Raw genomic sequence first — 13,809 nt, 5'->3', positions numbered from 1 at the left:
GTCGGTTGACCCACTATTATAAAATCCATTTGCCCCACCTTTATAATCGCAACTGATCCACTGAAATTATAATAAAAATTGACCCCTATAGAATACTTATATTCCAATCTTGTTTTTTTACTTTAAAAAAAGCATTTTAACCCGGTATAATTTACCAAATAATTTTTTAAAGAATGAAAATAAGAATCAAGCACATACTTCGTTGCTATCAGTCAGGAATGAGTATCCGAAGTATCAGTTCTTCTCTTCTGATTTCACGTAATACAGTCAAACGGTATATCCGTATATATGAAGATATGGGTATAGAACTGGATCGTTTGTTGAAAATGGACGAACAGCATCTGCATGAACTTTTTGGTGCAGATATTGATAATGAAACAGTCAGATCTGCAGAGTATAAGTATCTTGAAGAACATATACCTGAGTACATTAAACGACTTAAATCCCGTGGAACAACAAGAAGGTCCTTGTATGAGGAGTATCTGAAAAATCGTCCTCAAGATTACAGCTATTGTTCTTTTTGCCTATATCTCAGACGTGAAAGAGAAGTAAAAGTGCCCGTTGGGCGCATAGACCATATAGCCGGTGATCAGATGTATGTGGATTTTGCCGGTGACAAACTTTATCTTTCAGACGAAAAGACAGGTGATAAGGTTCCCGTAGAAGTTTTTGCTGCCATACTTCCGTGCAGCCAGATTACTTATTATGAGGCTGTACCATCGCAGAAGAAAGAATATCTTATCCAGGCATGTGAAAATGCTTTCCATTATTTTGGAGGTGTACCCAATGCCATAGTTCCCGACAATCTCAAGTCTGCCGTAACAAAGCCCGGAGGGATTGAACCTGTAATCAATGACGACTTTGCTGCATTTGCAGACCATTATGGTTGTGTTGTCTTTCCGGCAAGAGTACGTAAGCCAAAAGACAAGGCTCTGGTTGAGAATGCCGTAAGACTGCTCTACAGGGAGGTCTATTCAAGAATGACGGGATTGAAATGTGATGATTTTGAAGCCCTGAACATAGAGATAATGAAACATACGGATGCGTTGAACAGCCGTAAGATGTACAATCGCAGTTACAGCCGCAGGGAACGTTTCCTTGAAGTCGAGAAAGACAGGCTGCACACTTTGCCCGCCACAAGGTTTATATCAAAAAACAGGAAAACGGCAACTGTCATGAGAAACAGTTATGTATCGCTTAACAATCACTATTACAGTGTCCCTAAAGAGTATATCGGCGATACTGTAGAATTACTATATGATGGAGATACAGTGGAAATATATCATAAATTCAGGCACATAACGACACACCGCAGGGATGATACACCTTTCACGTATTCGGAAAAACCGTCCCACAAACTTCCGGGAGTACTACATGAATACAGAAGCAGAATGGATGATATATACCGTAAGGCACGTGAAATCGATTCGGTAGTGGAAGAGTACATAAAACTAGTGGCCGTTGCCAAAAAATATCCGATTCAAGCCGTACGTTCAGCCGATGGTATATTAAGTCTTGTTGAACGTTTCGGACACGACAGAATGGTTCTTGCATGCCAGATAGCAATGGAATCCAACATGTTCGGATACAATGAACTTGAAAGTATTCTGATAAACAGGGAAGATGAAAAGTATCATGTCCAAATGGAAGGATAGGTTCCTGAACTTACTCCTAAACATAAAAATCTCAGAGGTAAGGATTATTTTAACTCTAAAAACAATGATGAAAATGACAAGTAACAATAAAATAAACAGAACTGTCGGAAAAAATATGGACAGAATAATGGAACTACTCTCCAAATTACGTTTTTACGGCATGCTTGAAACATACAGAAACGACTGCAGGACTACATCCTCTGATGGTATGACAAACGATGAGTTCCTTAAATGGCTTCTAGAAAGCGAGTATGATTACAGACACAATGTAAGTATTGAGCGACTAATAAGGTCGGCAAACTTCAGATATAAGGCATATATGGAGAAAATAGACTATACAATAAAACGTAGCCTTGACCGGAACCAGCTCGAGAGACTTGCCTCTCTAGATTTTATAAGAGACGGACAAAATATTTTATCACAGGCAGCTCCGGAACAGGCAAAAGCTATATAGCTTCAGCCATAGGATATGAAGCGTGTAAAAATGGAATCAGAACTGTATATTCCAATGCGTCAAAGCTTATGGGACAGCTTAAAATAGCCAAGAACAAGGGAACTATAGAATCTGAGATGAAAAAAATTGAAAAGTGCCCACTGTTGATTCTTGACGATCTGTTTCTTATAGGGCTGGACGCGAAGGAAAGGTCCATTCTTATGGAAATAATAGAAGACAGACACGGATTAAAATCAATCATAATAACATCACAGATTCCCGTTGAAAACTGGTATGATGCAATTGGTGATCCTACCGTAGCTGATGCAATCCTGGACAGGATTGTACATACTGCACACAAAATTGAACTTACAGGAGATTCTGTAAGAAAGATGAATGCAAAAAAGAAGTAACATCTACTGTAGATAATTATAATTGAAACTAACCCGGGTTAAAATGCATTTTTCTTTCCATAAATCCAATGTTTTTTTGATGGATCAATTGGGAATATAATAGTGGGTCAACCGACTTTATATTTTCCACACACGCAACAACATCAATACACTATAATAGAGTTGTCTCATAAGGTATCCTTCAGATTAAACGCAAGTTTCCTGTGCCACTATACTTGCCGCCACACTACCATCAAACAAATGTATCGTACGATGCGCAAAACTGGCATCATGCCGAGAGTGTGTCACCATGATAATTGTAGTACCTTCCTTATTCAGTTCTGTCAATAAATTCATAACTTCGGCACCATTCTTGGAGTCCAAATTACCAGTCGGTTCATCAGCAAGTATCAGTTTCGGATGGGTAACTACTGCACGGGCAATAGCCACACGTTGTTGTTGCCCTCCAGAGAGTTGCTGGGGAAAATGCTTGGCACGATGGCTGATGTTCATACGTTTAAGAATATCTTCTACCATACGTTTACGTTCACTCGCTTTCACACCTAAATAGGTAAGAGGAAGCTCTACATTCTCATATACATTCAGTTCATCTATCAGGTTAAAACTTTGGAATACAAATCCCAATTTTCCCTTACGAACACGGGTACGTTCTTTTTCTTTTAAATTACCCACTTCCTGGCCTAACAGTTTATAACTGCCTTCCGTAGGATTATCCAGTAAACCGAGAATATTCAGCAAGGTCGACTTGCCACACCCCGATGGTCCCATAATAGCTACAAATTCTCCCTCCTTCACCTCAAGGTTTACGTGGTTCAATGCTACTGTTTCTACTTCTGAAGTACGAAATACTTTACTGATGTTGTCAATTTCAATCATAATATCATTTTTTTATTCCTCCTTTCCCTTCAGGAAGGCAAGAATAGTTTATTATTTCAAATATCATTCACTCTTAATACTGTTTACGGGATTCTCATTCGCAATCCACCATGATTTCCACAGAACACAACCAAGAATGATTGCCAGATTGCCAATCAGTACCAACGCATATACAATCCAACCGAGCGGAATTTGTTCCGTGAACTGTTCCATCCAAAGCGTATTGACATACCAAGCGGCAATGGTACCGATGAATACTGCCGGAACAGCTACATAGAGTATATCACGTGAAAGAAGTTCCAGTATCATACTTGCTTCAGCTCCGTTCACCTTGCGAATGGCAATTTCCTTTGAACGGCGATATACCTCATCGGTTGTATAACCTATTAATCCCATTAGCATAATGAAAAACATGGTCATTGCTGCCATCAATGTAGCATTGCGGAATACACGAACACTATTATATTGATCCGTTATCACTTGTTGGTAGTTACCAAAATCAATAGTCTTATCAGGGAAAGCCTCTTTGGCTGCCTTATTCAGTTTTTGGAGATTATCGATAAAAGGCTCTTTCAGGCGAAGATGCACTACACCGTAGAAAGGTTTCTTACCTATCGCCATAAAAGGTTTTTTTTCACTTGTAAAAGTCTGTATCTGAAAATCTTTCAGTAGCCCAGTCACTTTGAAATTCTCTCCGCCTGTAGAAATAGTACGTCCCACTACATCATTCCCCCAATGCATCCATTCAGCAAAAGTCTCATTCACTACCGCTTCATCACCGGTACGAGCCATACGCCCTGCTTTGAAAATCATTCCCATCAATGCCGGATAATCTTCGCGCATATAATAGCAATAACGGGTGGAAAATAATGAATTACCCGTTTCATCATTGATAAAGTTACCACTATAACCATAAATGGGGGTACCTTCAGCACTACTCACCGCCTCTACATAAGGTAATCCTTTAAAAAACTGATAAGCGGCATCACGTGCTCTTTCTTCCCCTAAATAAAGTTCGCCTATTGCCAAACGCCGAGGATTATAACCCATATCTTTATTCAACATATAGTTATATTGCGCCATCACCACGCACATCAATCCACAAATAAAAGCCACACCTGCAAACTGGATGAAAAGTAACGGCCGCTTCCAACCTTTTTTACTTTCAGAATAACGATGAAAGACCTGCGAAACGGGTATACGTGAAAATAAACGTCCCGGTAATACACCACCTACAATAAATAGTATACCCACTACTATGAACGGTACCCAGATACGCTCCGGTGCAAATAACATGGAAAGTTTTGCTACTGCAGTATCTTCCACAAAATCACGAAAATTCAATAACAATAACACCATTATTAATAAAGCACCCAAAATGATAACTACTGTCTCCAAAAGAAACATACAGAAAACAGTACCGTTACCGGCACCACTACATTTGTGTATACCTATTGACTTGGCACGATGGCTCAGAGAAGAAATAGCAATAAGTACATAATTCAATGTAGCAATGAAAAGAATAGCAAATCCCAGAATACTCATAATACTTGTCATGCGGCGCACGTCTTCATATCCGCGATAAGTATCACGGATAGGCTGAATGAAAGCAGTATAGCCAAATACTTTCTTATCTTCTGCCGGACGATATTTATCAATCATCGCATCAATTCGCTTATTTACTACCGAGTGATCTGCACCTGGACGGAAACGAATATATTCTTTCCAACTATCTCCACCACTCCACGAATAATTTCCCCAGCCACGGCTCCAGATAGTGGGCAGAGATATGACCCCTTCGGGATTCGCGGTAGCGTTCTCCGGCAATGTAACATATGTACCTTTCACTGTCAAATCTATACGATGGTCATAACTAAGTACTTTCCCAATAGGATTCTCATTACCGAAAATCTTTTTCGCAAAACGTTCACTCAGGAAGATAACGTCAGGCTGAATCAAGTCACGTTCCGGATTGCCACTCAATACCTCAATTCCCATAGTACGAAAAAAGAGCGAATCAGCCACTACTTTCTGGTCATCAAAGCGTATACTACCGTTATAAAGCGGTTGTGCAACCGGCCATTCAGCCATACTACAAGCAGATTCCACTTCTTTAGAAAAATTTTCAAGTATAGCTCCCGCTACCGGACCACAGTTTGCCTGTGACGGTTCATGCTTCTCACCATTAGTCGTGAAGACCGACCATATCTGATACAAATTATCATAATCATGATAACATTTATCGAAACTTTGTTCATAAACCACACGAGCAAATAGTAAAATACTCATTGTCAGCCCCAATCCCAAAGAAATTACCTTGATAATGTTCGAACTACGTCCATGAAGTAACGTTTGGATTACATAATAGATTTGTTTCATTTTTTATATTGTTTTATCACTTTCCTGCTTTAATTTAATGCAGAAAGTATGCCAAAACAGATATCACATTGATTTTCAAACATAAACACGATTTTTATAAAATGAAATATGTCTAATTATTAGACAATACCGTCTAAGATTTAGACATAAAAAAATGACAAATTACTGGCATTACACCGGAAAATTATCATTAAAGAACAGAAAAAAAGAAAATACGGCAATTAGCATATAGAAATAAAACTCTATCTTTACCGCCAGTTTTCTTAAACACACACATATATATGAAATTAGTCCACTTCATGTTATTTTTCACTTTCTACCTATTTATGGGTAGCTGTGATTTGATAGACTATCATCCCTACGATGTCCGCATTACAGGTGAAACAGATGTAAATACTCATAACATCATCCAAATAGAAGAAAATTGTAAAGGTAAAACAACACTCCGTTTTGTAACGATGGGCGATTCTCAACGTTGGTATGACGAAACTGTAGATTTCGTAAATAGCCTAAATGCACGAGATGACATAGATTTTGTTATCCATAGCGGAGATATGAGTGACTTCGGACTTACAGACGAATTTCTTTGGCAACGCGATATTATGAACAAACTTAAAGTTCCGTACGTAACTCTTATTGGCAATCATGACTGTTTGGGTACAGGTGAGGAAGCATATCGTGCTATATTTGGTGATCCGAACTTCTCATTCATTGCCGGACAAGTAAAATTTGTATGTCTGAATACCAATGCAATGGAATTTGACTATTCATGTCCCATTCCTGATTTTACTTTCATGGAAAAAGAGATTACCGAACGACAAAGTGAATTTGATAAAACAGTTATATCCATGCATGTTCGTCCTTACGCTGATCAATTTAACAACAATGTGGCACGGGTATTCCACCGTTATATAACCGAATATCCCGGTATACAATTTTGCACTGCTGCCCACGAACACCGACTATTTGAGGAAAACCTCTTCGGAGACGGAATTATATATTATATGAGCGATTGCATGAAACATCGTAGTTATTATATATTCACCCTGAAACCAGACGGATATGAACGCGAAGTGGTGTACTATTAATATATATAGGATAATAGGTATCTTAACCTGCCTGTTATTATTGGAATGCATGCCTTTATTTGCACAAGAAAAAGATACAGTCTTTATTATAAAGTATGATACAATATGGATGAAATATAATAAAGCGGATACTATTATGACAACTCCTATCCGCCATAATCGCTACGATCGTCGTGTACATCGCTATCGTAAACATTGGGAAGCACTCATTCCAACACATACCAAAATACAATTTGCCGGAAATATGGGTTTGTTATCCTTCGGTACAGGATGGGATTATGGAAAGCATAACCAGTGGGAAACAGATCTTTTCTTGGGTGTCCTTCCCAAATATCAATCCAACCATACAAAAATGACTTTTACCCTGAAACAGAATTATATTCCGTGGAGTCTTCAGATCAAGGAAAGCCGTTTCTCCGCCGAACCACTCACATGTGGTATGTATCTAAATACCGTATTCGGTGATGAATTCTGGACACACGAACCAGACCGTTATCCCAAAGGTTATTACGGTTTTTCATCTAAAGTACGTTTCCATATATTTCTTGGCCAACGTATCACATATGACATTGATCCGCATCGCAGATTTACAGCAAAAGCCATTACTTTCTTTTATGAATTTAGTACCTGCGACCTATATGTCATAAGTGCTGCCACCAATAAATATCTAAAACCGAAAGATTATCTGAGTTTATCTTTCGGATTAAAATTGCAATTACTGTAGTCTGTGTCTATATGTGAAAAAGAAAAACTTATTTAACTTTTTTATTTTCCCAAAAACATAAAGTATATTTGTCCTTACAAATATAATTCCTCATATATGAAAAAATCCGGAAATATTCTTATCGTTGATGATAACCGGGGCGTACCGACTGCTTTACAACTCTTGTTAAAGCCCTATTTTGCCAAAATTGCTGTCCTTTCGTCACCTATTACCCTTTCAAACATGTTACATGAAGAAGAATGGCAAGTCCTGTTACTCGATATGAATTTTACCTCCGGCATTAATACCGGTAACGAAGGATTATATTGGTTACATGAAGTCAAAAAGCAATGCCCTTCATTACCTGTTGTTCTTTTCACCGCATACGCTGATATAAATCTCGCCGTACGCGGTATTAAAGAGGGAGCTACTGACTTCATTGTAAAACCCTGGGATAATCAAAAATTAGTAAAAACGTTGTTGAATGCAACGGAAAATTCTAATAAACCCGGTATACGGAGAATTACCGGGAAACAAGATACCATACCATCTTCCATGTACTGGGGTGAAAGTCCCGTTATGCAACAACTCCGTTTGCTGGTAGAGAAAGTGGCTATAACAGATGCCAATATTCTCATCACAGGCGAAAACGGTACCGGTAAAGAAATGCTTGCCCGGGAAATTCATGCCCTTTCTTCACGCAAAGGGCAGAAAATAATAAGTGTGGATATGGGAGCAATCACCGAAAGTCTTTTCGAGAGTGAACTGTTCGGACATTTAAAAGGTTCCTTCACCGATGCCCATACCGACCGTACCGGAAAATTTGAAGCAGCCGACCACAGTACACTCTTCCTTGATGAAATCGGTAATCTTCCCTATCATTTGCAAGCTAAATTACTGACTGCTATACAACACCGGAGCATCGTACGTGTAGGCAGTAATACCTCTATTCCAATAGATATCCGCCTTATCTGTGCCACTAACCGTAATTTGCAAGAAATGGTAGTTAAAGGAGAGTTCCGAGAAGATTTACTTTATCGAATCAACACCATTCATTTGGAGATACCAGCCCTTCGCGAACGCCCAGAAGATATCATTCCTCTTGCTGAACGTTTCATTGCACATTTCTGTAAACAATATAATAAAATTCCCGCTAATCTAGAAAATTCCGCTAAAGAAAAATTGATACATCACCCATGGTATGGTAATATCCGAGAATTGGAACATACCATTGAAAAAGCAATTATCATTTGCGATGGTGCTTTTCTTACGCCAGAGTTATTCCAATTATCGCATCGGAATAATAGTTCTGAAATTTCCGCATCCACTCTCGAAGAAATGGAAATACAAATGATATGTAAAACATTAGATAAATGTAACGGTAATCTTTCCGCTGTTGCAGCACAGTTGGGTATCACACGCCAAACGCTATATAACAAGATGAAAAAATACGGACTTTGAATAGCCGATATAAAATATGAAATTCAGAGACATAAGGCAATATTACATTTTCCGAACCACCATCAGTTTGCTGGTTGCACTTTTGGCAGGAATGATGTGGACACTTGTTATTCTCGAAACCACCGAAACCAAAGGACTTGGTGATCCACTATTTTGGGCAATCTTTACTACAGTACTTTTACCTCTCGCCATACGTTGGCAGCAACATCTCTATCAACATCATACCCGGAAGGTGCTTTTTATGCTCGATGCCATTGAAAACAACGATAGCTCAATCCATTTTTCCGAAACCGACGAAACTGCCGATACCCGTCTCGTAAATCGTGCTCTGAATCGTGTAGCACATATTCTGTATAATGTAAAAAATGAAACAGCTCAACAAGAGAAATACTATGAACTTATCCTTGATTGTGTCAATACTGGTATTCTCGTTTTGAACGACAGTGGATCGGTTTATCAAAAGAACAGTGAAGCTTTGCGACTACTCGGACTAGATGTCTTTACTCACATCCACCAACTGAGTCGTATAGATATGCACTTGATGGATATACTTGCTCATTGCTGTCCCGGGGACAAGCTTCAAATAAATATTAATAATGAACGAGGAACAATCAACCTTTCCATTCGCGTCAGTAATATAACTGTTCATCAGGAACATTTACGTATTCTTGCACTGAACGACATTAACTCTGAACTAGACGAAAAAGAGATTGATTCCTGGATACGACTTACTCGTGTATTGACCCATGAAATCATGAACGCCGTTACTCCTATAACTTCGTTGAGTGATACACTATTAGGGCTTAGTAAAGAGCGTAAAGCAACAGAGGAAATACAAAACGGTCTGCAAACTATCAGCAGTACAGGTAAAGGTCTATTATCCTTTGTAGAGTCCTATCGCAAATTTACCCGTATCCCTACACCCGAACCCTCTTTATTTTATGTAAAAGCTTTTATCAACCGTATGGTCGAACTGGCACATCATCAATACCCCAATTCTCCTGTTACCTTCCATACTCATGTCATGCCTGATGACCTCATACTTCATGCTGATGAAAACCTAATTTCACAAGTTGTAATCAATTTACTAAAAAATGCAATACAAGCTATCGAAACTTCTCCTGCCAAAATTGAAAATGGTTATATTAATATCCGCGCCTATTGTAATGAAGCAGAAGCAGTAGTTATAGAAATATCAAATAATGGTCCTGTTATTTCCCCCGATATAGCAGAACATATTTTCATTCCATTTTTCACAACTAAAGAAAATGGTAGTGGTATAGGTCTGAGCATTTCACGCCAAATTATGCGGCTATCTGGTGGAAGTATTTCATTAATACCCAGTAAGGAAACCACCTTTGTCCTAAAATTTAATTGAACTATTTGGTATTTGCATTTGTTAATAATATTGGCTATCTTTGTCCAATAAGATATACAATTCATCGTATTACAAACTTTACAATACAGAACATATGTTATTCACAGCAGAAAACATTCTACTTGTTGGTTCTATTTTGCTTTTCGTCAGTATCATTGTAGGAAAAACCGGTTATCGTTTTGGAGTTCCCGCCTTATTGCTTTTTCTTGTAGTAGGCATGTTGTTTGGTAGTGACGGTCTCGGTTTGCAATTCCATAATGCCAAAGAAGCACAGTTTATCGGTATGGTAGCCCTTAGCATTATCTTATTTTCCGGTGGTATGGATACTAAGTATACGGAAATCAAACCGATCCTTGTACCGGGTATTGTACTTTCCACTGCTGGCGTACTACTAACAGCACTATTCACCGGACTTTTTATCTGGTGGCTTTCCGGAATGAGTTGGACAAATATACAACTGCCTCTCATTACCTCTTTACTATTGGCATCTACTATGTCGTCAACAGACTCCGCTTCGGTATTTGCCATACTCCGTTCGCAAAAGATGAATTTGAAGCATAATCTGCGTCCTATGTTAGAATTAGAAAGTGGTAGCAATGATCCAATGGCATATATGCTTACAATTGTACTGATTCAATTTATCCAATCTTCTGGAATGGGTGTAGGAAATATTTTAGGTTCTTTCATTATCCAATTCATTGTAGGGGCTGTTGCCGGTTATTTGTTAGGTAAACTGGCTATACTCATGCTGAATAAACTGAATATAGACAATCAATCCCTCTATCCTATTCTATTGCTTGCATTCGTATTTTTCACTTTCTCTATAACAGATTTGCTAAAAGGTAACGGTTATCTTGCCGTATATATTGCCGGTATGATGGTAGGTAACAATAAAATCATGTATCGTAAAGAAATATATACATTCATGGACGGATTGACATGGTTATTCCAAATTATTATGTTCCTCTGTCTCGGATTACTTGTCAATCCCCACGAAATGCTGGAAGTAAGCGTTGTTGCATTACTCATCGGTATATTCATGATTGTTATCGGACGTCCACTCAGTGTATTTCTTTGCTTACTTCCTTTCGGCAAAAAGATAACGATGAAATCACGTTTGTTCATATCATGGGTGGGATTACGTGGAGCAGTCCCCATTATTTTTGCAACTTATCCGGTAGTAGCCAATGTACCTGGTGCCCATAGTATTTTTAATATTGTATTCTTCATCACTATTGTTTCTCTCATAGTCCAGGGTACTACCGTTTCATGGGTAGCCCGTATATTGGGACTTTCCACACCATTGGAGAAAACAGGAAATGACTTTGGTGTTGAATTGCCTGAAGAAATAGATTCTGATTTACGTGACGTGACTGTCACAGAAGAAATATTAAAAAAAGGAGAAACTTTGAAAGATATGAATCTCCCCAAAGGCACACTTGTGATGATAGTGAAACGCGGTGATGAATATCTCATTCCTAATGGTACGTTAAAGTTACATGTAGGAGATAAGTTACTTCTGATTTCAGAGAAAAACAAAGAATAAGAAAAACAGAAGAGTATTCCACTAAGAAAAAAAAACAAAACCACTTGTTTTGCATCACTATAAGCTCTATATTTGCGCAGTTTTAACTAAAGTGTGCAAATTTAACGAATGGAACAAAAACCACTATTCATCGACTACATAGAACAAAGCATCATAAAGAACTGGGATCGAAATGCTCTGACAGACTACAAAGGAATTACCTTACAATATAAAGATGTAGCTCGTAAAATAGCTAAGTTTCACATTGTACTGGAAAGTGCCGGTATTAAACCTGGAGACAAAATAGCTGTATGTGGACGTAACAGTGCCCATTGGGGAGTATGTTTTCTCGCAACTCTCACATATGGGGCTATCATTGTTCCTATCCTCCATGAGTTTAAAGCAGATAATATCCACAATATCGTCAATCACTCCGAAGCCAAGCTACTTTTTGTAGGAGATCAAGCTTGGGAAAGTCTGAACGAAGATGCGATGCCATTATTGATGGGAATTGTATTGTTGACTGATTTTACTCCGGTTGTATGCCGTAATAAGCAACTTATGGAAGCTTTCGAACATCGTAATGCTATCTACGGTGCACATTATCCTAAGAATTTTCGTCCTGAACATATCTGTTATCGTAAGGAACAGTCACCTGAAGAATTGGCGGTTATTAACTATACTTCCGGTACAACAGGGTACTCCAAAGGAGTTATGCTTCCCTATCGTAGCCTATGGTCAAATATAGCTTATTGTCATGAGATGCTTCCTGTACGCCCAGGCGATCATATTGTTTCCATGCTTCCTTTGGGACACGTATTCGGTATGGTATATGATTTCCTGTATGGATTTTCTGTTGGCGCACATTTGTATTTCCTTACACGGATGCCTTCACCCAAAATTATTGCCCAGTCATTTTCTGAAATCAAACCACGTATTATATCTTGTGTACCGCTTATTGTGGAAAAAATTATCAAAAAAGATATCTTGCCCCAAATTGACAATAAAATTGGCAAATTATTGTTGCGCATGCCTATCGTTAATGATAAAATAAAGGCTGACATGCGCAAAAAGGCAATGGAAGTCTTTGGTGGAAACTTCGATGAGATTATCATTGGTGGTGCACCTTTTAATGCTGACGTAGAGCGTTTCCTCAAACAAATAGGATTTCCCTATACCATCGCATATGGTATGACAGAATGTGGACCTATCATTTGCTCCAGCCGATGGGAAACATTGAAACTTGCCTCTTGTGGTAAAGCTACTACTCGGATGGAAGTGAAAATAGACTCTCCTGATCCACAAAATGTAGCAGGTGAAATAATCTGTCGAGGTGCTAACCTGATGTTGGGGTACTATAAAAATCCCGAGGCTACTTCACAAATCATTGACGTTAATGGTTGGCTTCATACGGGTGATCTTGCCACCATAGATATTGATGGTTATGTTACCGTACGTGGTCGCAGTAAAAATCTTTTGCTCACTTCAAGTGGACAAAACATTTACCCCGAAGAGATTGAAAGTAAGCTGAACAATATGCCATATGTGTCCGAATCGCTTATCGTCCTGCAAAACGATAAACTTGTTGCCCTTGTTTACCCCGATTTTGATGACGCATTTGCCCATGGCTTACAACAAAATGATATTGCAAACGTAATGGAAGAAAACCGTAAAGAACTGAATCAACTATTACCTTCATACTGCCAGATTACTAAAGTAAAAATCCATTTTGAAGAATTTGAAAAAACAGCTAAAAAGAGTATCAAGCGCTTTATGTATCAAGAAGCTAAGGGTTGAAACTCTTAAAAAAAATATAGTGAAGAAGTTTTTTTTATAATAAGTGTTATAAAACACATCTTTTTTCTTGGTTTATTTGCAGATTTCCTGGAAGTCCGTAT

Annotated in this window: 9 protein-coding genes and 1 pseudogene; 8 read left to right on the top strand and 2 right to left on the bottom strand. The window is 38.4% G+C overall.

What is annotated here, in order from left to right; translation table 11 throughout:
• Window positions 1–173: 173 nt before the first annotated feature.
• Both istA and istB read left to right on the top strand, forming a co-directional pair.
• Window positions 174–1,655: an IS21 family transposase gene (istA, locus tag DXC10_RS10470; RefSeq protein WP_233519917.1), complete on the top strand. Its 1,482-nt coding sequence runs from the start codon at window positions 174–176 to the stop codon at window positions 1,653–1,655.
• A gap of 73 nt (window positions 1,656–1,728) precedes the next feature.
• A pseudogene (gene istB / locus DXC10_RS10465) lies at window positions 1,729–2,501 on the top strand (IS21-like element helper ATPase IstB).
• Window positions 2,502–2,687: 186 nt separating this feature from the next.
• On the opposite strand, the gene DXC10_RS10460 reads toward istB, so the two are convergent.
• Complete coding sequence (locus tag DXC10_RS10460; protein ID WP_117737846.1) at window positions 2,688–3,377, bottom strand: ABC transporter ATP-binding protein; 690 nt, start codon at window positions 3,375–3,377, stop codon at window positions 2,688–2,690.
• A gap of 63 nt (window positions 3,378–3,440) precedes the next feature.
• A complete protein-coding gene (locus tag DXC10_RS10455; RefSeq protein ID WP_117737845.1) occupies window positions 3,441–5,756 on the bottom strand; it encodes an ABC transporter permease in 2,316 nt (771 codons plus the stop codon).
• Window positions 5,757–6,037: 281 nt separating this feature from the next.
• Between DXC10_RS10455 and DXC10_RS10450 the strand changes: the two genes are divergently transcribed.
• The 6 genes from DXC10_RS10450 (at window position 6,038) to DXC10_RS10425 (ending at window position 13,708) form a co-directional block, all read left to right on the top strand.
• Window positions 6,038–6,844, top strand: coding sequence for a metallophosphoesterase (locus DXC10_RS10450; RefSeq protein WP_233519915.1), 807 nt, complete (start codon window positions 6,038–6,040; stop codon window positions 6,842–6,844).
• Window positions 6,819–7,568, top strand: a complete 750-nt coding sequence (locus DXC10_RS10445) for a hypothetical protein (RefSeq protein WP_117737843.1) — start codon at window positions 6,819–6,821, stop codon at window positions 7,566–7,568. Before DXC10_RS10450 ends, DXC10_RS10445 begins: the two co-directional genes overlap by 26 nt.
• 96 nt (window positions 7,569–7,664) lie before the next feature.
• Complete coding sequence (locus DXC10_RS10440; protein ID WP_117737842.1) at window positions 7,665–9,008, top strand: sigma-54 dependent transcriptional regulator; 1,344 nt, start codon at window positions 7,665–7,667, stop codon at window positions 9,006–9,008.
• Window positions 9,009–9,024: 16 nt separating this feature from the next.
• Window positions 9,025–10,386 (top strand): PAS domain-containing sensor histidine kinase, encoded by a 1,362-nt coding sequence (locus DXC10_RS10435; protein WP_117737841.1) that lies wholly within the window; start codon window positions 9,025–9,027, stop codon window positions 10,384–10,386.
• A 94-nt stretch (window positions 10,387–10,480) separates the two neighbouring features.
• The gene (locus tag DXC10_RS10430) at window positions 10,481–11,932 is read left to right on the top strand and encodes a potassium/proton antiporter (RefSeq protein ID WP_101543005.1); all 1,452 of its coding nucleotides are present in this window, start codon (window positions 10,481–10,483) and stop codon (window positions 11,930–11,932) included.
• 108 nt (window positions 11,933–12,040) lie between these two features.
• On the top strand, window positions 12,041–13,708 hold the full coding sequence (locus tag DXC10_RS10425; protein ID WP_101542918.1) for a long-chain fatty acid--CoA ligase: 1,668 nt from the start codon (window positions 12,041–12,043) through the stop codon (window positions 13,706–13,708).
• Window positions 13,709–13,809 lie beyond the last annotated feature (101 nt).

Origin of the sequence: Bacteroides sp. OM08-11 (assembly GCF_003438665.1) — a bacterium.
In the GTDB taxonomy this organism is placed as follows: Bacteria; Bacteroidota; Bacteroidia; order Bacteroidales; family Bacteroidaceae; genus Bacteroides; species Bacteroides cutis.
This window is presented reverse-complemented; position numbering and strand designations above follow the sequence as displayed.